The sequence below is a fragment of the Sphingomonas lacusdianchii genome, from assembly GCF_022664395.1.
Classification (GTDB): Bacteria; Pseudomonadota; Alphaproteobacteria; order Sphingomonadales; family Sphingomonadaceae; genus Sphingomonas; species Sphingomonas lacusdianchii.
In genome coordinates this window covers 1-21,401 of the sequence record NZ_JAKRET010000023.1, presented here as the reverse complement: position 1 = coordinate 21,401, position 21,401 = coordinate 1, and the positions used below count along the sequence as shown (strand labels likewise).

The 21,401-nt window shown below is 63.8% G+C and carries 21 protein-coding genes and 1 pseudogene; 5 read left to right on the top strand and 17 right to left on the bottom strand.

Translation table 11 applies throughout. The features are described from left to right. Positions 1-102: 102 nt before the first annotated feature. Positions 103-717 carry a hypothetical protein gene (locus MF607_RS20075; protein ID WP_242121934.1) on the top strand — a complete coding sequence of 205 codons (615 nt, stop codon included), beginning with the start codon at positions 103-105 and terminating at the stop codon, positions 715-717. A 241-nt stretch (positions 718-958) separates the two neighbouring features. On the opposite strand, the gene MF607_RS20070 is transcribed toward MF607_RS20075, so the two are convergent. Both MF607_RS20070 and MF607_RS20065 read right to left on the bottom strand, forming a co-directional pair. Further along, positions 959-1,504, bottom strand: coding sequence for a hypothetical protein (locus MF607_RS20070; RefSeq protein WP_242121933.1), 546 nt, complete (start codon positions 1,502-1,504; stop codon positions 959-961). Then, positions 1,501-2,535 (bottom strand): AAA family ATPase, encoded by a 1,035-nt coding sequence (locus MF607_RS20065; RefSeq protein WP_242121950.1) that lies wholly within the window; start codon positions 2,533-2,535, stop codon positions 1,501-1,503. The genes MF607_RS20070 and MF607_RS20065 overlap by 4 nt, the downstream gene beginning before the upstream one ends. A 233-nt stretch (positions 2,536-2,768) precedes the next feature. Here MF607_RS20065 and MF607_RS20060 point away from each other — a divergent pair, with 233 nt between their 5' ends. After that, on the top strand, positions 2,769-3,875 hold the full coding sequence (locus tag MF607_RS20060) for an Abi family protein (protein ID WP_242121932.1): 1,107 nt from the start codon (positions 2,769-2,771) through the stop codon (positions 3,873-3,875). 321 nt (positions 3,876-4,196) lie between these two features. Here the strand turns inward: MF607_RS20060 and MF607_RS20055 are convergent, their stop codons facing one another. The 11 genes from MF607_RS20055 to MF607_RS20005 all read right to left on the bottom strand — a co-directional run bounded on the left by MF607_RS20055 (position 4,197) and on the right by MF607_RS20005 (position 15,412). Continuing rightward, positions 4,197-4,868 (bottom strand): hypothetical protein, encoded by a 672-nt coding sequence (locus MF607_RS20055; RefSeq protein ID WP_242121931.1) that lies wholly within the window; start codon positions 4,866-4,868, stop codon positions 4,197-4,199. Between the two features lie 788 nt (positions 4,869-5,656). Next, a complete protein-coding gene (locus MF607_RS20050) occupies positions 5,657-7,075 on the bottom strand; it encodes a hypothetical protein (protein WP_242121930.1) in 1,419 nt (472 codons plus the stop codon). Positions 7,076-7,116: 41 nt separating this feature from the next. Further along, a complete protein-coding gene (locus tag MF607_RS20045) occupies positions 7,117-7,419 on the bottom strand; it encodes a hypothetical protein (RefSeq protein WP_242121929.1) in 303 nt (100 codons plus the stop codon). A 26-nt stretch (positions 7,420-7,445) separates the two neighbouring features. After that, positions 7,446-7,910, bottom strand: a complete 465-nt coding sequence (locus MF607_RS20040; protein ID WP_242121928.1) for a hypothetical protein — start codon at positions 7,908-7,910, stop codon at positions 7,446-7,448. 5 nt (positions 7,911-7,915) lie between these two features. Then, a complete protein-coding gene (locus MF607_RS20035; RefSeq protein ID WP_242121949.1) occupies positions 7,916-8,506 on the bottom strand; it encodes an NADPH-dependent FMN reductase in 591 nt (196 codons plus the stop codon). 53 nt (positions 8,507-8,559) lie between these two features. After that, complete coding sequence (locus MF607_RS20030) at positions 8,560-10,143, bottom strand: Na+/H+ antiporter (RefSeq protein WP_242121927.1); 1,584 nt, start codon at positions 10,141-10,143, stop codon at positions 8,560-8,562. A gap of 321 nt (positions 10,144-10,464) precedes the next feature. Then, positions 10,465-11,289 (bottom strand): hypothetical protein, encoded by an 825-nt coding sequence (locus MF607_RS20025; protein ID WP_242121926.1) that lies wholly within the window; start codon positions 11,287-11,289, stop codon positions 10,465-10,467. 288 nt (positions 11,290-11,577) lie between these two features. After that, positions 11,578-11,916 carry a hypothetical protein gene (locus MF607_RS20020; RefSeq protein ID WP_242121925.1) on the bottom strand — a complete coding sequence of 113 codons (339 nt, stop codon included), beginning with the start codon at positions 11,914-11,916 and terminating at the stop codon, positions 11,578-11,580. A 14-nt stretch (positions 11,917-11,930) separates the two neighbouring features. Beyond that, the gene (locus MF607_RS20015) at positions 11,931-12,380 is read right to left on the bottom strand and encodes a hypothetical protein (RefSeq protein WP_242121924.1); all 450 of its coding nucleotides are present in this window, start codon (positions 12,378-12,380) and stop codon (positions 11,931-11,933) included. Positions 12,381-12,878: 498 nt separating this feature from the next. Beyond that, entirely contained in the window at positions 12,879-13,571 is a 693-nt protein-coding gene (locus tag MF607_RS20010) for a hypothetical protein (protein WP_242121923.1), read from the bottom strand. Positions 13,572-13,945: 374 nt separating this feature from the next. Beyond that, the gene (locus MF607_RS20005) at positions 13,946-15,412 is read right to left on the bottom strand and encodes a PAS domain S-box protein (protein ID WP_242121922.1); all 1,467 of its coding nucleotides are present in this window, start codon (positions 15,410-15,412) and stop codon (positions 13,946-13,948) included. Between the two features lie 155 nt (positions 15,413-15,567). On the opposite strand from MF607_RS20005, the gene MF607_RS20000 reads away from it, so the two are divergent. Continuing rightward, a complete protein-coding gene (locus MF607_RS20000; RefSeq protein ID WP_242121921.1) occupies positions 15,568-15,837 on the top strand; it encodes a GlsB/YeaQ/YmgE family stress response membrane protein in 270 nt (89 codons plus the stop codon). Positions 15,838-16,366: 529 nt separating this feature from the next. Here the strand turns inward: MF607_RS20000 and MF607_RS19995 are convergent. Continuing rightward, a complete protein-coding gene (locus tag MF607_RS19995) occupies positions 16,367-16,636 on the bottom strand; it encodes an HU family DNA-binding protein (RefSeq protein WP_242121948.1) in 270 nt (89 codons plus the stop codon). 163 nt (positions 16,637-16,799) lie between these two features. On the opposite strand from MF607_RS19995, the gene MF607_RS19990 reads away from it, so the two are divergent. Then, complete coding sequence (locus MF607_RS19990) at positions 16,800-17,069, top strand: hypothetical protein (RefSeq protein ID WP_242121920.1); 270 nt, start codon at positions 16,800-16,802, stop codon at positions 17,067-17,069. A gap of 666 nt (positions 17,070-17,735) precedes the next feature. Here the strand turns inward: MF607_RS19990 and MF607_RS19985 are convergent. Beyond that, the gene (locus MF607_RS19985; RefSeq protein ID WP_242121919.1) at positions 17,736-18,314 is read right to left on the bottom strand and encodes an NAD(P)H-dependent oxidoreductase; all 579 of its coding nucleotides are present in this window, start codon (positions 18,312-18,314) and stop codon (positions 17,736-17,738) included. Between the two features lie 15 nt (positions 18,315-18,329). Further along, positions 18,330-19,508, bottom strand: a complete 1,179-nt coding sequence (locus tag MF607_RS19980) for an epoxide hydrolase family protein (RefSeq protein WP_242121918.1) — start codon at positions 19,506-19,508, stop codon at positions 18,330-18,332. 92 nt (positions 19,509-19,600) lie between these two features. Between MF607_RS19980 and MF607_RS19975 the strand changes: the two genes are divergently transcribed. Beyond that, positions 19,601-20,491: a LysR family transcriptional regulator gene (locus tag MF607_RS19975; RefSeq protein ID WP_242121917.1), complete on the top strand. Its 891-nt coding sequence runs from the start codon at positions 19,601-19,603 to the stop codon at positions 20,489-20,491. Positions 20,492-20,622: 131 nt separating this feature from the next. Here MF607_RS19975 and MF607_RS19970 read toward each other — a convergent pair. Beyond that, a pseudogene (locus tag MF607_RS19970) lies at positions 20,623-21,288 on the bottom strand (IS3 family transposase); the annotation flags it as partial. Positions 21,289-21,401 lie beyond the last annotated feature (113 nt).

The following is a 21,401-nucleotide window of genomic DNA, read 5'->3' as shown; positions in this document are numbered from 1 at the left end:
CTTGGAGTATCCCAGCGAGCCTTCGCAAGACCGGCTCCGCGAGGTGAAGCGAACACGTCAGATCGCAACTTCTTTCTCGAGCATCCTAACTTCTTCCGCTCGATGGCGTTACTTGGCATTCTCGTGGCGCTGGTCTTCGTAGCCCTCCCCTTCTATCAAGCGGGGGACAAGGACTCATCCGCCTCGATCGACGCCGCTGCCGCGCAGGCCCTCGGCGCCGTAGTTGCGGCAATGGCGCTTCTGGTGGCGGTCTGGGCTGTCAACGTCACCGACAAGATCGCTCGCAAGATCGAGACGAGCGGGATGAACGACGACACTATCGCCGCGAACAGCAAGCTGCACGACCAGTGGCAGACCATCAACTTGGAGTTCATCAGGAACGACAAGCTCCGCTTGTCCTGGGAGCCCGAGGTGGAAGGGGATTCTGAAGTCCCCGGTTTCGAAACCCGGCTCGCGTTCACCTTCTACATAATGCAGATACTTCGTCTGACGATGCTTTATGAAAAGAACCACATCAACGTGTCGCTCGAGGATGCGAGCAAGCTGTACTGGGCCCACTGGCTGACAAGAGGCAACGAGCGGGTGTGGAACTGGATCTGCGAACGGGGGCGCGGCTTCTCGAAAGATGATCTTGCCAAGATAACGAGGTGGTCGGAGGAATATGCGAGGTTGCATGCTGATGCCATTCCCTCTGTCGGGGACAGCCCGAGAAGCTAGGTGGCGGAGTCAGGATTCCACGACTGCGGCGGCATCGAACATGTTCCTACCCTCCCAACGACATTGTGGGGCAGGCGGCCGCCGACGATCCGGCTGACGGATGGGGGATCCGCCCTCGCGCCAGCGCTCGTCGCATGTACCGGCGCGCGCCAGGTCAGGGCGGGGAGGGGCGTCGCGGCGTCCCACCGCGCCGCGGCGAGGGGGGAGCTGGACGACCGACGGGTCGGAGAGGGGGGCAGGCCTACCGCGCGTTTGATCGTCCCGCGGTGATCAGATCGAACCACCGATCGTAGGCCGGCACCGTGTCCGGCTGGCTGCGTTCCTCTTGCCTCGCGAGGTTCCGCAACGCGGCTTCGAAGGCTGCTGGTTCGAGCCGGTCCAGATGCTCCGTCAGCGTCATCACGAGCACATCGCGACGTCCGTTCAGCGGTCCCTTGATCCCCAGCGCGGTGATCGCGGCCTTCAGATCCGGCATCAGCGGGAATGATCGCTTGGAGACCATGGCGTCCCGCAGTTCGTCGATCGTCGCGGCGTGAGGACCCGTGAACCTGGGCTCCAGGTCCAGCTCGACCGGCTTCGCCGCGGCGGACCTGGGGGGGACTGCCTTCGTCTTGACGCGCTTTGCGGGTGTGGATGCCCGGGCGGCGTGCTGGCTGATGGCCTTGGCGAGTGCCGCCGACCCTCCGCGCTGCTCGAGTTCGGCGAGCAGCGGCTTCCAATCGCTCAGGCGGTACTTGACGAAGAGGGCTGCCAGATCGCGGATCAGCGCCTCGGACTTGGTCGTCACAGGCCAATGCTCCCCAGGAATTCGTCGCCCACCCGTTCCAGCTCCTCCTTGCGGGTGGACCGGGCGTTGTCCGTGAGGAAGATCGGCTTACCTTGACGCGCGCCGGCTGGGTAGCTGTCCGAATGGTTTATCTCGTTCCGGAATACCGGGATGGCGTGGCGCGTGGCCGTGTCGCGCACGAAACGTCTGCTCCGGTCATGCTCCACCCTGTCGCTGACGTCGTTGAAGACGATGCCGGCGATCTGGGGCGTCATTTCGGTGCGATGGGTGTTCTCGAACTCCGTGATCGACTTCAGGAGTAGCGGGAGCCCGATGGCCGACAGGAACTCCGGCTTCACCGGGACGAGGATCCAGTCCGCGGCGAAGTAGGTCGCTGTCGAGAGGATGGACTCGGTCGGCGCACAGTCGATGATGATGAGATCGTAGCCGTCGCGGACCTCGTCCAGGGCGTCGCGCAGGACATGGGCGCGTTCGAGTGCGAGCCGCATGCTCCATGCGAGGTCGAGGCTGGCGGGCACGAGGTGGAGGCAGGATCCGTCGTTCCAGCCGTGGACCTCGCGGATCAGGTCGCGGATGTCGGCCGGTCCTTCTCCCGGCTCGTGCCGGAACAGCGTCTCGATGGTGTCATCGTCGTCGGAGACGAGTCTCTCGTATCCTTCGACGCCAAGGATGTACTGGCTGAGGTTGAACTGGGGGTCGAGGTCCACCAGGAGGACGCGCATGCCGCGATTGTAGGAGGCGTGCCAGCCGATGTTCGCGGTCAGGGTGGACTTTCCGACGCCGCCCTTCATGTTCATCAAGGCGGCGACCGATGCCGGACGACGGACCTCCGCCTCGATGCTGGTGACCTCCTCCTCCTGGCGCACGGCTATGCCCTGCGAAACCGCCCATGCGGTGATCGCCTCGCGCGTCCAGACCGGCCCCGCCTTCAGCGTCGCCGTGGGTGCCGGGAACCCTCCCTTGCGGCCCCGCCAGTTCGCCACGACCTGCTTCGAGACCCCGAGCATCTCGGCGATCTCCGCGACCCCCACCAAATCCAAGAGCGGCACTCCTTCCGTTATCGATGTATAAGTTTCTTTACCGGCGTACACAATAGCCGTTGACAGCGTGCGGGCAATGTTAGATTTGCAATGGCGTTCAGAAAGGCGATGCCGGTCGATGTCGCTGCTCTGGAAGGGGTGGCCCCGGGGGAGGCGTACCTGCCCCGGGGTCCGTTGCCGATCCGTGCGGATACGGCTGCTATGAGACATGTAGTAGGCGCGAGATGGCTGAAAGTCAAGAATTCGCGGCTCCGACGCCGCAGACCGTCGACGCCCTCGAGCAGGCCCTCTCCGGGCCGCGCTTCGCCGCCTACCTCGGCACGCACGGCGATCGCGGACACGCGATCCGCCTGTACCTTTGGAACGGCCGGCTTTCCCAGGCCTTCCTGTTTCCGCTCGGCATCTGCGAGATCGCCACGCGCAACGCCATCAACCATGCCCTGTCCGCCGTGTATGGTCGCGATTGGGTGCTTGCGCCACCCTTCGGTCTCAACACGTTCTCCCAACAGTCGCATGCCCGCGCGCTCGACCGCCTGGTACGGGCGGCGATCGCCAGAGGCCTGCCGGAGCCGACCGCGGACGACTTGGTTGCCGCCTTGACGTTCGATTTCTGGTCCAACCTGTTCCGGGACGACTACGACCATGTATGGCCGGATCACGTGCTGATCGCGGCCTTTCCCAATCTGGTGGCGGGAATGCGCCGCCGCGACGTCCAGCGCCGCGCGGCCGAGGTGAACGACCTGCGGAACCGGATAGCGCATCACGAGCCCATACACGATCGGCAGGACCACGGGGCCAAGCTGAACGCGATCCTCGATTTGATCGGCCTGCACTCGTTGGCGGTGAGGGACTTCACGCGCCGGCATTCGACAGTGATGGCTGTCGCGCGCGTGCCACCGACGCGGTTCTCGCATTTCCCCGGTCGCCCGATCGCGCAGATGAACCTCCGACCTCCCCCGTTCGTGACCGCTGACGACCCGCTTGACGTCGTCCTGCCCTTGATGCGGGCGGGGCGGCCCGAATTGGCATTGATCGCCGGGGACGGGGACGGGCCCCCGTCGGCGTTGACGACCGCCAGCGCGATGACCGCGACCGCCGATCGGGCCGCGCTGCTGGGCGGTATGGTGGACCTCTCCGAGGTCACCGCCGGCGAGGTCGTCGATCTCCACCCGCTCACGCTCATGGAGATCGACGTCAGAGCCAGCAGCGGTGACCTGCAGGCCTTGTTCTTCCCGTCCGACGCGACCGCGACGCGTCCGGCGGTCGTCCTCGTTCGCTCGGTGGGCGGTTTGGTCGCCGGGGCGATCCTCCGGCCCGACGTTCGTCTCTGAGCCGTTCGACGGCAATCCGACGGCGGATCCCATCGGCCGGGCATGCGGCACGGGGCCCGCCGGGTCTTTGGCCTCGACCGCGTCTGTCATGCGTCGAATGGCGAACCTTCATAGAAGGCGAGGGCGACATGGACGAAGTGATCGGTATCCGTGTACCGGACATTCCTCGCGCTGGACTGCGATCCTCGTCCGGATGGTCGGGATGCTTCGCTTCGAGCCGCCCCGGATCTGCCACGCGACCGGGACCGGTCACATGGTTCGGACCTCGTGCCGGTGCCGGCAGCGGCGGCGAGGCCCGTGACGCTTCGCCTCGACGAGGTCTCAGTCGAACGACCAGAGCAGTTCGCGCAGCAGCGCGTCCACACTCGCGATGAAGTTCTCCCGGCGTGCGACGGACCATGCTCCCCCCCCCGGAGGCGCTTTGGCCAGGAGGGCCCTGAGGGCGTCGTCCGAGAGCAGCCACCCGCGGTCCGCAGCCGCGTTGTCGGGACGACCGCCGTCGGTGCCGGAGGCGGTCGGGGATCCCGTCGCGCCTGCGGCGGAAGGCCTGGCGACCGGCGACGCTGCTTCGGCCGTCGGGGTCCCGGCGACGAGATCCGTGTAGAACCTGACCACCTTCGAGACCCTCACCTCCGGAACGCCTGCCGAAAGGAGGGCCTCGGCAACGGCTTCGTCGCTGATCCCGTCCGCCGGTGCTGACGGAAGGTTCGAGAAGGCCGGCACCTTGGCGATGACAGAGCCGACGTCGGCGTCATCGGGACCGGGACCTACGAAACGCCGACCGAGATCGGTGATGGTGAGGTGGTCCCCGCGACGAAGGATGAACCCGAGAAGACGCGCGGCGAGGACCTGATACTTGAAATTCCCTGACGCCGGGCTGAGGCCGAGCGACGCTGCCGTCCCGTCGACCGTCGTGACGCCCGCGGTCTCAGCTACCGCGCGCGTCAGCTTCAACACCCGACCGTAATCCGAGAAGGGATAGGTCATCTTCATCACGTACGCCCCCTTTTCCTCGTCCTTAGAACGTCACGATAGGCCGCCGCCCGCTCAATCGCGGGCCGCGGGGTCTACCCCGCGCGAATGATCGTCGGGGTCCTCCTCGCGAGCAGCTAGCCGCCGCCGCTTGGCTAGGCGCCGCATGGCCAGGGCAAAGCGCCCCGGCGGCATGCCCGGCCTCATCTTGCTGTAGTCAACGCTCCACGTCCTGCTCATGCCAAGTTCCTTTCAGCCGGACCTTGACACCGACTCGCGAAAGCGCGATTCTTCATCCGTTGCGGACGGACGCTGAGGCGTTCTGCGATGCGGTCCCGGCGGGTGGTCTATATCCGCCGGCGGCTGGCGGGGACGGTCTGTAAACCGTCCCCGCATACCTTCGTGGAGACTTTACTACCGGATTTGGTCCGTGGGAAGTCCCTCCCTGGACCTGGGTCGATTTTTTCGTCCGCCCGATCCGGTTGAGCTGGTACAGGCCTTCGTCGGGCACGGCGTCGAGGTTCGATGCCCCGGACGATCGAACCGCCATCCGCGGGATGGGCATGTCGGCGACGCGATGGTCCCTGCGTCGCGTGCTGCGACCTCGTCGACGTCCTGAGCCGGCGACGCGTCTATCGGCTGGCGCCCAGGCAGGGCGTCGCCGGCCGCGATGGGCGAAGCGGCATCCTGCGGGGGGCGGGGAGGGGAGCTGGCCTCACGAGGCCTGTGCGCTGATCGGTGAAGGTCGCGACATCGGAGTCGGAGGCGCCTTCGCCGTCCGCCCCGAGGCGCCGCCCTTCCGCCGACCGTCACCGCTCATCGTAGGGCGGCGGCAGGCGCAACCAGGTCTCGCCGAAGTCTCCGTCGGCCGGTTGTGGCCAGATGCGACCCTCGGTGCAATTGACGAGCGATGTCCCGACGTCGAGGTCGAGCACGATCGAGGCGTCGTTCTCGCGGCCTCCGGTGATCCTGCATGTCAGATCGAACGGCAGCTCGGCCGTCTCCGAAACCCATCGTCCCGCGAGGGTCTCGACGACCGTGTCGGGAAGCTGAACGTTCCGCAGCTCCAGCCTTTCCCGGCAGTAGTCGAGGCGGTCTCGGCAATCCGCCTCCGCCTTGATCACACCGTCCCGCCAGTACAGGGTCGCGTAGAGCGGGGCACCCGAGGTTGGTATGGTGACGAAGGCGTCGTAGTTCTCCGAGAGCTTCGCGAGCACGGCGACGAGGCCGCCGGGCGCGGCCGAGGCGATCGCGGCGGCGACGTCGTCGATCCGACCGGCGGCCCCCGCGGATCGCAGTTCCTCCAGTTCCGCGGTCCGCTCGCGATGCACGCGCGGTATCCGCCGCAGGTTTCGCGGCGTCGCTTCGTTCCTGCCGGGCAGGTAGTCGATGACCGTGCCGCGCCTCAGCGCCTCGTCGAGGCAATCATACTCGATGTAGACGGACGGATCGCGGTCTTCGCGCTGCATGCCGAGTTCGATCGAGATGCAGGAGACGGCGATGTCCGCTTCCGGGCCGCACTCCGCGAGGATGCCCGCCTCCGCGGACCGGCGTACCAGCATTGCACGCTCACCGATCTCGGCGCGGCGGGTCCAGAGTGCGCGCATGTCCTCGACGATCGAGGTCGCGAACGCCTCGATCTGCCTGGTCGTCGCCGAGCAGAAGCGCGGAGCGCCCGTATCGCAGGTGCGGCGTTGCAGGACCATGCCGCCGGCCTCGGCGAAGGGCGGGAACTGCAGCATCGTGCGCTCGTCCGTGTCAACGATCGTCTTGGCCGATGGGAGGCCGATGCGACGGCAGGCGAGCCTTCGGGTCTTGCGCGTGATGAGACGACGCAGCAGTTCGAGGTTTGGACCGTGCGCGTCGCGTCGCGTGGACTCCATCGGATGAAGGCCCGGACGGCCCGCCTCCAGCACCAGCATCTCGCCCGCGACCTTCACGCCCCCCGGATCGTAGCTGGACGCGGAGCTGCCGAACGGCAGTTTGGATTCGTGTCGACCCTCCGTGAGCATGTAGTGCAGTTGTGCCGCCGCGTGGAAGAGCGCATCGTCGTCCAATGCGAGCACGTCCGGAAGGCCGTTGCGGGTCGCCGCCGCGTCCGTGAGCAAGGCGGTAGCGGCCGCTGCGGCCAGTGGCGTGCCGTTGCCTGTGTCGATATCGCCGAGCACCTGCTCGAGTCTGTGGATGACCTGGGCCTCGTCGAACTGCCGGATGGGCGCGGAGAACATTTCTTTTTTCCCTTTCCTGATAGTAACCGTCGGAACCGCATCTACGAATGACGTCTTAATCTTCCGTCGAGCGTGTCCGAGACTTGGCCGCCGCCGTTCTCGCCGGCGGGCGGACTGCGAGCGCCGTGCGGTGGTGCGGACCGGAACTCGCCGAAGCCGTTGTATTCGCCGCGTGCGATGGCGGCCGATCCGGACGCCCCGGGCATCCTGCCGTCGATATCCTGTAGAAGGGTGGGCAGATGGTCCGCGATCACCGCCGCCGCGGTCGCGAGCACGGTGGCAGCCGAGAGGCGTAGGTATCCGTCGCCGGCCGGCAAGGGCGCCGTCGGCCCGTCATGCCGCATCGCGCGCCATCGGTCGCCGAGCCGCTTCAGGGGCGCTGATCGTCGATCCGCGCTCGCAGTCGGCGGAGGCGTTTACGCCGGTCGGTTGGCTGGTCGCCGGTCGCGGAATGCAGCGCGGCCATGATGGTGTGGAGGATGTGGCCCTCGATGGCCGCGTCGCATACGCCCGCCCGGTTGGCGCGGGCCAGGTAGCGGGCGACCGCGCGCGTGGGTTGGACGTTCTCGGCTATTCCGTCGCCATTGGCATCGAAGTAGGTCACCGCGGCCCCGTTTCGGATGTCCTCGAACATCCTGTGATCGAAGCGCGCCAGCTCCTTTCCGCCGTCATCGGCGATCCGCCACCAATGAGTGCCGAGATCGATAGCTAGACCCTGCGGCATGGCTGTAGATGTCAGCGCTGATTGGCACGTCGCGTCAGCGGTAAATGGCACGCCGGAACGGCCGGGTTCGGGAGCATGGCAGCCTTGCCGCAATGTCCGGAACAGGGTCATCGCGATCAGTATGGCGGTGCCACCCGCGCACGTTGTTCTCGCGCTGCCTCCGTCCACCACGCCAGATCGTCGGCGAACCGCGGAAACGTTTTAGCGAGAGCCGCGCCGGCGTCACCGCTTGGCGCTCCCGTTGCATCTAGCGCGTGACCGATCCCGCCGACAGTCAGTGTGCTGGAGATCACGACCATCCCCATCTCGGTGAGCGTGCCATGCCAGGCCACGCTGGCATGCGCGCCCGCCAACCGCCCGGCGGAATAGCTAGCGATCGCGGCAGGACGCCAGAACCATTCCTCAAGGAAATGATCGGTCAGGTTCTTGAGGCCGGGCTGCTGGCCCCAATTATATTCGCCCGTGACGAAAACGAAGGCGTCCGCCGCACGGATCTTGCCGGCGAGTTCCTCCAGCGTAGCCGGCGCCTCGCCCTTCGGATATTCCTTGTACATGCGATCGAGCATCGGCAGCCCGACCGCTCGAGCGTCGATGAGTTCGGGCGTTGCGCCTCGTGCGGAGAAGGCGCGGACCAGATAATCGGCAAGCCGGATGCCCTGCCGATCGGATCGATACGAGCCGTAGAAGATCAGGATACGGTCGGCCATCATGTTACTCCCCCTTGGTGCGGCTGTCATATAGTCGACCTGCAGACGCCGCCTCAACCTTTGGCGGCGACTGCCCCCAACTCTTCGAGGTCGAGGTCATGTTCGAGATCGTGGAGGGTTTCGTCGTCGATCTGGCCAGCGCGATGCAGCCTGACCAGTTCGGCCCGCCCAGCTTCCACCGCAGCGATGATGACGTCAAAATGGCGAGCGATTGCGTGGATGCGTTCTTCTGCGGTGCCGTCGAATGTCTCGCCCACCGTGGCGCGCGCGCGGTAGCGACGAAGAAGCTGAGGATGGATGAGTTCTCCGTCGGCGTCATGTGCTTCCCGCTCGACCGCCGAGAGTTGCGCGCGAAACATCGCGTGCTCGGCGGCATGGAGGTCGAGCGGCGGCAGCGCGGCCGGGTCTTCGGCCGGACCCGCGCGTTTGATGATCCAGCCAAGTGAGGTGCCCTGAACCAGAACGGTGACGAGGATCACGGCGAAGGCAGCGACGAGCATCAGATCGCGCGCCGGCATCGCTTCAGGCAACGACAGCGCGACCGCCAGCGTCACCACGCCGCGCATACCTGCCCAGCTCATGACGAGCGATGCGCGTCCACCCAGTGGGCGGGCCGACGTCCAGCCAATGCGGCGCAGGACCGTGACCATCGCGTCGGCAGCAAAGATCCACACAAAGCGGGCGACGATCACCGCCATGACGATCAGCAGCACCGGGATCGCCATCGTGTCGACGATGCGGGTGGGATCGCCGACGCGGTCGAGTATGCCGCGCAGCGACAACCCGATCAGGGTGAACACCGCCGCTTCCAGAAGGAACACCAGTACTTGCCAGAACGCGAGCGCACGGATCCTTACACTGGCGCTGAACACGACATGCTGGAACCAGCCACAGGTAAGACCCGCGGTCACCACGGCGATCACGCCGGAGACGTGGAGAAGCTCGCCCACGATATATGCGCTCCAGCACACCAGCATCGTCGCCGCGATCATCAGCGTGTCGTCGCCGAGCCGTTGCAACAGCAAGACCCATAAAGATCCAATCGCCGCGCCGACCGCAATGCCGCCCAAAACCAGCAGCAAGAAGGTGCCTGTCGCCGCGCCGAGGCTGAACGTGCCAGTCAACACCGCCGCAACCGCGAAGCGGAACAGCACCAAGCCGGCGGCATCGTTGAGCAGGCTCTCACCTTCGAGCAACGTCGAAAGGCGACGCGGCAGCCGGACGTGCTGAAGAACGGCTCGGGCCGACACCGCGTCGGGCGGCGACAGGATAGCGCCCAACGCCACGCAGGCAGCCCACGGCAACGCCGGCAACAGCAGCTTCGTGACCATCGCAACGACGGCGGTCGTGAAGAACACGGCGCCGACCGCTAGCGACAGGATGCCGGCCATGTGGCGACGGAACGGCGCGATCGCGGTGAACCAGGCACCATCCATGAGCAGCGGTGGCAGGAACAGGACGAGGACCAGCTCCGGGTCGATGGCGACGGCGGGCAGGCCGGGGATGAAGGCGACTGCGCCGCCGCCGACGATGAGCGCGGCCGCGGGCGGAAGAGAGAGGAGCCGCGCGACGTAATGCAACCCGACAATCACGAGGAACATCGCGATGATCAGCTCAAACTCCGCCGCTGCATGCATGTCGCTGCCCCCCGTTTCGACTACATAGCGAAAGCGTAAAAATGCCGATCGATCAACATGAACGTGCTGACCGTCTTAGCTTACGTCGCTGACCGGCCAGGACATGTGCCGGAACGGCGCGGTACAACATGTATGGACGGCAGCTTTCGGGAAACGCTTCGACTGCTGCGAATGGCGGAACGTGGGTCACCTGAGTATTCCACCCCAGTCCTGTCGGTAGTCGGCAAACGAGCTGCGCGCCAACACTCAAGTGATCGCCAGCGCTTCTTGACATAGTTTCCGTTCGTGTTGATCACCCGAACCCCGGCGCAAAACATGCTTTCAGATCGAGCAATCCTCAGACTTTTCGTCACAGGTGCCGTCCAAGTCGACAACGACCAGAGCAACGATGATGACGCCGCCGACGCTTAACCCGACGTAGAAGAGACGGGTGCGACCCGTCGTCTCTTCGGCAATGATAGCATCCACGTTCCTCACCAGTCGCCACGGGTCAGCGTAGATCATCGGAGCAACCACTGGCGCAGGCACAAGCGCCTCCAGAGACTTCGTCGGTTGCTCGTCCAGCATTGCGGCAATCTTGCTGGCCATGCGGGATGCCTGGAGCGGCGAGACGTCGACCATCGGCCCGTGTGCACCGGGAACGTGCTTCGCGGCCCGGCAGGAAAGGAAGATGCAGAGCTTGCCGAATCTCGCGCAGGATCGCGCAATGTCTCCTAGAGGCAGCCTATTTCCCGAGGGCGAGATCAGAACGCCACTCTCGTTGTGCCCGACGAGCAGCACCGTGGACTCGCGCATGCGACCGATCGCCTCGACGACCTGCGCAAGCGTGATCACCGCGACATGACTGCCCTTAATTCGATCGAGTGCGAGACTTCCTGCACGCACGGCCTCTAGGGCACTCCGGGAGGGGACGGCTTCCTCACCGAAGACGTCAACGAACTCCTTCTTCGTTTCAGGCACGGCGCTGAAGATCGCGAGGCCAGGTCGGAGGGGCGGGCCGAGAAGAGCGGTGGCGGTGTCAGGGCGATCCCTAACCGAGCGGCCGAACAGGGCATAAAGATGCGTGAGTGGCGGATCGTTGAAGCTAGCATCTAAATGTGTTTCTGGCGCCTGCGGTGCGCGAAAGGCGGTGAGACCTTTACGCACACCGCCAGCAACGTAAAATTGCCTAGCCCGTTCATAGATACTAAGCCGTGCCTTGGCTGCCGGACGGTCTAGGCCGATTTGTCGCAACAGCGTGTCTTGAGCGGTTTGGCGGTGCTCTTCCTCACGAACCCGTTCGCGACGGGCATCCTCCCTGCTTTTCTCGGGACGCTCGTACCGAACATCGTTGCTACCGCTGCTGCCCCGTCGTTGCGCTGTCACTTCGGCGAATGGAGCGCCTCCGAGCAGGAGGGCTGCGAACAGGATCCCAGCGGTGATTGGCCGAGCCACTCAAGAGCCCCGAAAATAACGCAGCAGCGTGGTCCTCGCACCGTATTTGACCCCGCTGGTCGCGGCGTTGCCGAGCTGCTTGACGAGCAGAGGAAGACCGATCCCGAACGTGAGGGCCTCCTTCTTCTTGGGCCAGTCAGGGCCATCGAACCAAAAGAAGGCAGCAAGCCCGGTTCCGGCGATCATGACGACCAAGGCGAGCCAGTAACCTTGCGAGCGCACTAGGCTGGCATATTTCTCCTCGTCCAGATTGTGACGAAGATTATACCAGAAGATGATCTCCTGGACGGCGGCTCCGAACGAGGATGCCAGCATCGTTTGAACAGCCATGTTCATCATCGTGCTCCCTGCGCCTATAGCCCGGCCTGCGTAGCCATGTCCTCGCTTGCATCTTTTCGAAGCGGCCCACCAAAGTCTCTTATCGCATCCTGAAGACGCTCCGCCATGGTTCGCGCACGCTCGAGCTCGCGAACGTCGCGATCGATGTCGTAGATGCGGCTTGTGATCGACTCTTGCACCAGTCGAGCGCGCTCGCCCGGCGACAGCGGCGCCTCAATCCGGCCTCCGTCCAGATGAACAACAGCCGACGCCGTTCCGTCCAGAGCGTCCGTGAGCTCCGCTACCCGAGTCGGGGGAAGGTCACGGCTGCAGAGCTTGTGTATCGGGCATACCTCGGCACCGATATCGCTCGCGGATCGTAGAGAATCGTCGCGGATGATGCCAACGCTGATGATCAAGCCCGCGAACAGGACTGCCAGGCACCCACAGCCGGGGCTATTGTCGTCGGTGGCAAACGTTCCCATCACTGCATCCGCCCTTTGTTGGCGTACGCTACATCTTTATCCCGGCATTGTGCAAACAACATCGCCCACACGGCCAATTGCCGGTGTTGACGGAGACAGATCTCCCCCGCCGGCGAGCGCCGAAGGTTCCGCGCGCCCGGGCCTTGTACCTCTGGAACCCCGAACAACTCACATTAACGAATGTCCGAAGCTGGGCACCTCACTGTGGCTGCTAAACGGCCGCAACTGGGTCGAACCATTCACGGGGAGCCGGCGTCGCGGACCGTGTAATTTCGAAGCTTTGGAGCCTTCGCCGTCGGTGCGGACAAGATCCAAACTGTAGCGCTGTGGTAATCGAAACCCGGCGATATGCGGAACTGCTGCCAAGTTGCTTCATAATAACCGCCGACGATCAAAGGGCGTATGTGTTTCACGCCCTTGGAATGTTCCGTTGCGGCCCCTGGTAACCAATGTGCACACAATGACCGGGAGCGCAGTGTCCCGGTCATCCATAGTACGTTAAAGGGCGGTAGTGCGCGGGTTGCTGACGTTATGCCCGCCATTGCGGCGCAAGATGTCGCTGACATTCGCGTTTGCGCCGGTTGCGTCGACAGTCAATACGACACCACCGGCAGTCAGGCGTTCGCCGTAGTAAGACGCATCCTCGTCGCTGATGCCATGGCTCTTCAACACTTCGTTGAACGTTCCGGCCGCAGCACCTGCGGCAGCGCCGATCGCCATCGCACCCGGAACAGCGGACGCGGCAATTGCACCGGCGGCGACGAGCGGACCAACGCCCGGAATTGCCAGCGCGAGTACGCCGAGGCCGGCACCCAAGGCACCGCCGCCAAGCACACCGCGGGCGATGCTTCCATCATGTTCGTCGGTGATCTCGCCATCGACGTTGCGGGCCGTTGTCGTGCCGTTGCTGCGTGCAATCACCGACAGCGCGCTGTCGCTGACGCCGGCGCTGCGCAGGTCGGCCACCGCCCGCTGTGCTTCGGCTTCGGTGTCGAAGACCGCTGAGACGGTCCGGCCTGTCCCACGTGAAGTTCCTGCCGTAGCGGCCGAGACGCCGCCCACGCCACCAGTGACGGCATTCGCCGTGCGGTCGAGTGGGCCACGGTTCGGATCGTCGTGACCGCTTAAGGCATTCTCGGTCCGATCGAACGGACCCTTGTTGGGATCGTCGCGATGCAGCGCGCCGTCCAAACCGCCGCTGCCGCCGGTGATGGCGTTCGCAGCCCGATCAAGCGGGCCACGGTTCGGATCGTCATACCGATCGAACGCGCCTTCGGTACGCCGGGCAATGCCGCCTTCGGCAGCATTGTCCCCGTATCCGCTCCGGTTGCCATCACTCATGCTATCTCTCCAGTCGAGTTTGTGCCACCGAGGTCCAGCCGGTCGGCGCAGCTAGCGTGATCCTCTGGGTAAGACCTCGGGGAAGTCCGAACGTGTCGATGCGAAAGGGGTTCACAACGCGCATCGGACGGTATGGTGCGGCAGCACTATGCCATTAGTGCCGCGGACTGTTCAGACGTTGTCGTATGTCTAGCTGGGCAGTCCGCTAGCCAGCTGGTCAGCGTCTACAATCTGTGCGAACCGAGCCCTCGCTCCCGACCCCAGACGACGGCACCACTGCGCCGACTGACCCCCAGCTTCGCGTAAATCCGGGCGACATGGTTGCGAACCGTATTACGCGACAGGTTCAACCGCTCGGCAATGGCGCTATCGTCCAGATCGTCGCAGATCAAGCCTAGGACTTCGCGCTCGCGAGGACTGAGCTCGATCGCCGGAGCAGTCGGGGTGGTACTCCGCAACGTGGCCAGCTTGTCGAGAATGGATCGACTGAGCCAGCTCGCGTCTTTCATCACCTCGTCGATGGCGGCCGCTAGCTCCACCTCACTTCGCCGCCGTTCGGTGACATCCTGATAGACCCACAGCACACACGGATGCTGGTCCATATCGACAGTTTGCGCAGAGACAACACAGTCGAGAGGGTCATGCCCACGGGTCAACAATCGTACCTCCTGTTGGAGGAGCGATCCGGCAGCATTCAGGGCCGCTTCCGCCGCTGCTCGTTCGGACGACGTTTCCCACAATGCCAGCTCATCGGCGGTTTTACCCAATGCGCTGTCGTTTGTGTAACCGGTCAGCGAGCGAAAGGCGGCGTTCACCCGCGAGATGCGATGATCCGCGTGGCGCGTCACCACCATCGCAACCGGTGCCATTTCGAAGACGGCCAGAAGGTGCCGCTCGCTTGCTTGCAACGCGATTTCGGCTTCGCGCCGCGGTTGCAGGTCTGCAAAAGTCAGCAGCAGTGCGTCTTCCTCGGTGACGTCGATAGGTTGCCCCGCGAACAGCACCAGTCGCTGCGTTCCATCTGCGACGAGCAACTCTGTTTCTTGCTGGGGCAGGACCTTACCCTGTTCGATCCTGGTCCGTGTGCCGGTCGGGTCGGCTAGTCCTCTCAGCAGATCGAGCCCGAACAGACTCTTGCCGGCAAGTTGCTCCTGCGAAAAGCCGGTCAGGTCCAGGAAGCCGGGATTGCCCTGCACGATGCGCAGATCGCGGAGGCGTACAACCAGAGCCGGTGCCGGATTGGCGTCGAACATTGCCTTGAACCGGCGCTCCGCGTTGAAACGTGCGGAAACATCGCTCAGGACCAACGCCAGATAGTCGGCGTCACCGCCATCAACGTCCATCGTCACGTCGCGGACTTCATGAACCCAACGCACTTCGTCTTCGCCCGATGCGGCGACCTGCACCGTCTCATCCGGAAAGCCTTCACCGGCAAGCAACCGGAACAGTGGGTATTCGCGCCGTTTCAGCAGGTGGCCATTAGCAGATCGCAGGGTAAAGCGTTCGGCATAGGCCTCGGCAGTGGGTCCCAGATCTTCAATGCGATCGATGCCATGCATCTTCAACGCCGCGGCATTGGCGCGTAGGATAACCCCGGTCGGGTCGATAAGGATGACGCCGTCGAGCAGTTGCGCCATGAGCTGTTCGAGGTGGCGGAGCGTGGGTGGAGCAGCGGGGTCGGACATGCCCATCCAACCCATTCAGACGGCGCGACGTTCCCAACTGCGCACCAATCGTTGTAGTGCTGCCGCACTATGCGGCGGTAGGGTTGCGGAGAGGTGCTCGTGAACCGGACAGATACGCCACCCGTTTAGCCATCGTTCTCGATAAACCTGAAGGAATGGTCATGGGTCTCATCATACTCCTCATCGTCGGCGGTATCATCGGTTGGGTCGCCAGCTTGATCATGCGCACCGATGGTCAGCAGGGCATTATCCTGAATGTCGTCGTCGGGATCGTCGGCGCGCTCCTCGCTGGTTTCCTCGTTACGCCACTGATCGGCGGCGCGCCGATCACCAGCGGTGTCATCAGCATTCAGTCGATCCTGGTATCGTTGGTCGGTGCGATTGTACTGCTGGCGATCATCAACCTTTTTCGCCGCGGCTCGGTCCGGTAAGGAAACTTCAAGGAGCCGGCCAATAGTCAGGAAAACCGCTCACTGCTCCGGCCCGACTACGGTCGCTAAACGCACCGTTGCGCTAGAAAGAAGCCCTTTGCGTCGGACGTCTCCGAGACGTGCATTCACAGGACGACGAAACCTCAGGACGCGCAGAAGGAAGCGATAGGGCACGAGACAGGACCGAACGTACGATGTTTGCCAAAGAGCCGGCCGCGTTAAATCGTGTTGGCGCGTACGCATCGCTTACTGCTGATCCTTCAATCTAACGGATCGCAATGCATCTTAATTGGACCGCTACCTCGACCATCTTAACGGTAGCATCAACGACTGAAAGGAGGTGATCGAATGTCTCATTGTCACACGCCGGGTACAGCAACGGGTATGGGCATGATCGCTTCTGCGGGACATGCCTGCGCCTGAACGGTTGCCGGCTTTGGCCGACAATGGAAAGGCCGCTCCGAGAGGGGCGGCCTTTCGCTTTAAGGGCATCTGGAACGCCAAGCTGGCAACCAGTCGCCTATTTGCTTCAAAGCTTGTCCTTCAGTCCCTTGGCGGGCGTGAACGAGACCTTCTTGGCTGCGGCAATCGTGATCGCTTCACCCGTTGCCGGGTTACGCCCTTGCCGTTCGGCACGATCCTTCACCGAGAATTTGCCGAACCCGGGAATTGCAACGTCCTCGCCCTTGGCCGCTGCGTTTCCGATAGCTTCGAACACCGCGAGGACCGCTACCTTCGCGTCTGCCTCGCTGGTTTCCGCTATCGAAGCTACGTCCTTCGCAAGGTCACTGATATTCATACTGTTCGCACTCCGTTTTAAGACAGAGCGGACCTTACCCGTCGTCATCATAGAAGCAACCGGATGCGACGGGCTACGCCACTGTGTCCATGTATCAAGCAGACTTGCCAACCTTTCCTGCCGGCGTATGGCGTATTCCCTCCAAAAAGAGGGATATTGCTCAATGAAGAAGGTTTTTGCGCTCGGCGTGGCCGTTGGTCTGATGTCGCTGTCCGCTTGCAACAACACCCCGCGCGAGCAGGCTGCCGACAACATCGAAGCGAACGCGGAAGCGGTCGCCGATAACCTCGAGGAAGCTGCCGACAACGTCACGAGCGAAGCAGCCGAAGCCAATCTCGAGAACGCTGCCGAAGCAGTCCGCGCGACCGGCGAGAACCAAGCCGAAGACATGCGCACGCACGATGCCGACACGAACCTGAAGAACGGCATCTAACCACTGTCGGCTTAGGGCCGGACGGACTGTTAGCTCCTACGCTTGGTAAGCCGGTCCGGTGAGGCGCTCGTAGCGATGCGGGCGCCTTTTTCCGTTTACAGCAGCTGCGCCGCTGCTCTTACCGCCCTTGGTAGAAGGGCTACCCACCTCTCTCTAGTACCGACTGACCTCGTTCGACGGTGCTGCAGCACGCTGCAGCGGACCCACCAAGGCCCCCGGCCTTTTAGTTGCCATGAGTTATATTCGACGAAAACGATCCACGACCTGTCCGAGTATCCGTCATCCTGCCGCCGAGGATGAAGCCCGCCGTCTCATTGCCGAATATGACGGCACAGCGCTTCGCCTGGTCGAGAGCAGGTTGGATTATCAGCTTGCCAGGGGCGATGTCGTGGCCGCGCTACACCTTGATCAGGTGAGGCGAGCCATTTCGAAGGCTAATGCCGAAAATGATAACCCTACTAACACGAGAGTGGCGTGAGTCACAGCGAGGGTACGCCGGCTTTCCTGTATGCGACCGTTCCGCTTCCCGTCCTACCAAACGACCGCTTACTCCGGCGTGATATCGACCGACCTTTGAGAATATGAACGAACGGCAGAAGTCGGAAGGGGATAAGGTGCGTCCGATGACCGCATGTGGGTCGTCAGGCAGCGCGGCTGCATTGCTTGTCACGCAAGGTGGCAGCCGACAAGGCTGGCAACCCTCGATGGTGCCGAGGCAAAATCTTCCTTTTGACCGTCGACGAGTTCGGACGTGACGACCGGCGCACCGCAGAAATCGAAAATGCCATGATCGATCTGCGCGCGCATCGCATCGCGATAGCCATGCCTGGCATAGGTCGCAGCGCTGGCACCCGTCAGCGCGATGAGATGGACGTTCAACCGTCCAAGCTTCTTGACGATGCCTCCATCGGCATCCTCTTCGAATGCCCATCCGGACACGAACACACGATCGATCCAGCCTTTGAGCACCGCCGGCATTGACCACCAATAGACCGGGTGGACGAGGACGAGGTGATCCGCTCTGTCGATCCGTTGCTGCTCTCGGCGCACATCTGGCGGCGTTGGGCCAGCAGCGGCGAACGCTGCATGGTCCGCAGGCCCGAAGACCGGATCGAACCCTTCCGCTACCAGATCAACAAGTTCGACGGTGTGTCCGAGCGCTGCTCCTGCGTCGACGATTGCAGACGCAATGGAGCGGGTCAGCGACGGGCCGGCAGGATGGGTCATGACGACGAGGATGTGCACTGCTACTACTCCCGTTTACCTGATTGTGCGAAAGGTCGAACGGATATGCTCGACCAGCATCTGCGGGTTCTCCATTGCCGCGAAGTGTCCGCCCCTGTCCGCCTCGGCAAAGAAGCGCAGGTCCGCGAAGCGCGTTTCAGCCCAGCGCCGCGAGAGCCGAACCTGCTCGCCGGGAAACATGCTGACCCCGGCCGGTAACGGGATTGGACCGTGTGGCATTCCCTGCGCCATCTCTTGCGAGGCCTCCCAGTAGAAGCGTGCTGAACTCGGTCCGGAGTTCGGTAGCCAGTAGAGCATCACGTCGTCGATGAGATGGTCGAGCGAGATCACGCGCTCGGGCTCACCATTGCTGTCGGATACGTCCTGAAACAGCGCGTAGATCCAGCTCGCCAGACCTACCGGAGAGTCGGCCAGCGCAAACGCGATCGACTGCGGGCGCGTGCACTGCAGCTTCATGTAGCCTGAGAACTCGCGGTCATATCTCTGAGCGTCGTCGAGCATCCGCTGCTCGTCGGGTGTTGTGTCGGCCATCTCTTCTCGGGTCGGTTGAAACATCACCATGTTGAGGTGGATGCCGGCGAGACCGGGCGCGCGCATATGCGCCAGCGCTGTCGTCACCGCCGCTCCCCAGTCGCCGCCCTGCGCCATCCAGCGGTCGCCGTAGCCCAGCCGTTCCATCAGCTGCCCCCATGCCGCGGCGGTGCGGCCCACGCCCCAGCCGGGCTCGGTGGGCTTGTCCGAGAAGCCGAAGCCCGGCAGCGCCGGGATCACGAGATGGAAGGCGTCTGCGGCATCGCCGCCATGCGATGGCGGATCGGTGAGCGGCCTGATCAGGTCGCGGAACTCGAGGATCGAGCCGGGCCAGCCGTGCGTCAACAGCAGTGGAGCGGCAGTCGCGTGCGGCGACCGGATGTGCAGGAAGTGGATGCCCAGTCCGTCGATGACGGTCCTGCTGCTGCCCCATCCGTTGAGCATGGCCTCCGTAGACCGCCAATCGTAGCCGTCCTGCCAGTGCTCGACCAATCGCCGGATCGTCGGCAAGGCAGGCCCCTGACGCCCATCCGTGGTCGTGCCGAGGTCGGGCCAGCGCACACGATCGAGCCGGTCGGCGAGGTCGCTGAGGTCGGCGTCGGGTATGTGGATCGGGAACGCCGTCACCGCATCGGGCCGGGTCTGATTTATCGTAGGGCTCATGGTGCATCCTTTCGTGTCGGGGAAAGGATAGTCGTTGCACGGCGGCCTGATTAGATGGCCTATGCGCGACAGGTGTTGCATACGATGCAACAATGATGGACCTGTCTGATCTTCGTGCCTTCGTGCGCATCACCGACCTGATGAGCGTTTCGGCCGCGGCAAGGTCATTGGGCTTACCGAAATCAGGCGTTAGCCGCGCGTTGGCTCGGCTTGAGCAGCAGGTCGGTGCCGTCCTCCTCGATCGCTCGACCCGGCATATGCGCCTGACCGACGCTGGCACCCTGTTCCGGCCGCACGCCCTTCGCATCCTCGCCGATGTCGACGAGGCGGGGGCGGCGCTCGAAGGTCTTGCTGCCGTGCCGAGCGGCACGTTGCGGATCAGTCTGCCGTTCACGATCGCAAGCGCGCTGGTTGCGCCGATGCTGCCCCGCTTCATGGCGGCTTATCCGCAAGTGCGCGTCGACCTGAAGATCGAGGACCGCATCATCGACATGCCGGCCGAACTCGTGGACATGGTTGTCCGGGTCGGACCGTTGGCCGATAGCGATCTGATCGCGAAGCACCTACTGACATCGGAGACATGGCTGTGTGCGAGCCCTGACTATCTCGCGGTGCGCGGCACGCCGCTTCGCGCCAGCCATCTCCATGCCCATACCCTGCTCGACTATGCGGACCGGCCAGTGGCCTATCACGACGGCGCAGCTGGACCAGCGGGCCACGCCGAATTCCGCCCGCACGCCGTGATCTCCGACGCCGCAGCGATCCTGCCCGCCGTCCTTGGCGGCTGCGGTATCGCACGGCTTCCGGACTTCCTCATCAAAGCTCCTGTCGGGGAGGGCCGACTGGTCAGGTTGTGGCCTGCCGGACGTACCCACGAGGTTGCGATCCACGCGCTCTATCCAAGCCACCGGGCCTTGTCGGCGAAGGTTCGGGTCTTCATCGATGCCCTGGCCGAAGCTGCGAAGAGCCACGCAGATGGATGAGGATTTCGGTTGGCTGCAGTGCCGTGAGGAATACTCGCGGCATCGGCTAACTCCGACCTGAACGAATGTCGGATCCTGGTAAGCAGGCGGGAAGCTGTGAGCAGCCCCCACCGGGTGGTCCGGCTTGTTAGTTAGTGCATTGTCGTCTCCGCCGCCATTGCCGTGCGTAGGTGGAGCGAAGCGGAACCGGAGGCCGGTAATGGCGGTGTCACCGCTTCCGGGGCCGGCGGGCGGTAGCCCAGGCTACTGTGCGGCCGGACGGTGTTGTAGTGACGGCGCCATGCCTCGATCAGCACCCTGGCCTCCGCGAGGCTGTAGAAGATCTCGCCATTGAGCAGCTCGTCGCGAAGCGACCCGTTGAAGCTCTCGTTATAGCCGTTCTCCCATGGCGAGCCCGGGGCGATGTAGAGCGTCTTCACGCCGATCTGTCCGAGCCAGGTCTGGACGGCGGTGGCGATGAACTCGCTGCCATTGTCCGATCTGATGTGCGCTGGCGGACCGCGTTCGATGAACAGGTCGGCCAACGCGGCCAGCACGTCTTCGTGGCGCAGTTGACGTGACACGACCAGTGCCAGGCACTCGCGACTGGCCTCGTCGATGATGGTCAGGATGCGGAACTTGCGCCCATCGTGGGTACGCTCCTCGACGAAATCATAGGCCCAGACATGCCCCGGATACTCTGGTCGAAGCCGGATGCAGGAGCCGTCATTGAGCCAGAGCCGGCCGCGTTTCGGTTGGCGCTGCGGCACTTTCAGCCCCTCGCGCCGCCAGATCCGCTCGACGCGCTTGTCGTCTAATCGGTCAAGCCGTTTGCCAAGGTGCTCGTAGTCGATCTTCTTTTGCGCATCGTTGTCGTCTTCGAGGTCAGGACGGGTCCAGCCTCAGCATGGCGCCAGATCGCCGGCCTCTC

Excerpts from the sequence above, each read along its gene's own strand:
- MF607_RS20075 (WP_242121934.1), top strand. The coding sequence starts at position 103 with ATGGCGTTACTTGGCATTCTCGTGGCGCTGGTCTTCGTAGCCCTCCCC.
- MF607_RS20060 (WP_242121932.1), top strand. The coding sequence starts at position 2,769 with ATGGCTGAAAGTCAAGAATTCGCGGCTCCGACGCCGCAGACCGTCGAC.
- MF607_RS20055 (WP_242121931.1), bottom strand. The coding sequence starts at position 4,868 with ATGAAGATGACCTATCCCTTCTCGGATTACGGTCGGGTGTTGAAGCTG.
- MF607_RS20050 (WP_242121930.1), bottom strand. The coding sequence starts at position 7,075 with ATGTTCTCCGCGCCCATCCGGCAGTTCGACGAGGCCCAGGTCATCCAC.
- MF607_RS20045 (WP_242121929.1), bottom strand. The coding sequence starts at position 7,419 with ATGCGGCATGACGGGCCGACGGCGCCCTTGCCGGCCGGCGACGGATAC.
- MF607_RS20040 (WP_242121928.1), bottom strand. The coding sequence starts at position 7,910 with ATGACCCTGTTCCGGACATTGCGGCAAGGCTGCCATGCTCCCGAACCC.
- MF607_RS20035 (WP_242121949.1), bottom strand. The coding sequence starts at position 8,506 with ATGGCCGACCGTATCCTGATCTTCTACGGCTCGTATCGATCCGATCGG.
- MF607_RS20030 (WP_242121927.1), bottom strand. The coding sequence starts at position 10,143 with ATGCATGCAGCGGCGGAGTTTGAGCTGATCATCGCGATGTTCCTCGTG.
- MF607_RS20020 (WP_242121925.1), bottom strand. The coding sequence starts at position 11,916 with ATGATGAACATGGCTGTTCAAACGATGCTGGCATCCTCGTTCGGAGCC.
- MF607_RS20015 (WP_242121924.1), bottom strand. The coding sequence starts at position 12,380 with ATGGGAACGTTTGCCACCGACGACAATAGCCCCGGCTGTGGGTGCCTG.
- MF607_RS20005 (WP_242121922.1), bottom strand. The coding sequence starts at position 15,412 with ATGGGCATGTCCGACCCCGCTGCTCCACCCACGCTCCGCCACCTCGAA.
- MF607_RS20000 (WP_242121921.1), top strand. The coding sequence starts at position 15,568 with ATGGGTCTCATCATACTCCTCATCGTCGGCGGTATCATCGGTTGGGTC.
- MF607_RS19995 (WP_242121948.1), bottom strand. The coding sequence starts at position 16,636 with ATGAATATCAGTGACCTTGCGAAGGACGTAGCTTCGATAGCGGAAACC.
- MF607_RS19990 (WP_242121920.1), top strand. The coding sequence starts at position 16,800 with ATGAAGAAGGTTTTTGCGCTCGGCGTGGCCGTTGGTCTGATGTCGCTG.
- MF607_RS19980 (WP_242121918.1), bottom strand. The coding sequence starts at position 19,508 with ATGAGCCCTACGATAAATCAGACCCGGCCCGATGCGGTGACGGCGTTC.
- MF607_RS19975 (WP_242121917.1), top strand. The coding sequence starts at position 19,601 with ATGATGGACCTGTCTGATCTTCGTGCCTTCGTGCGCATCACCGACCTG.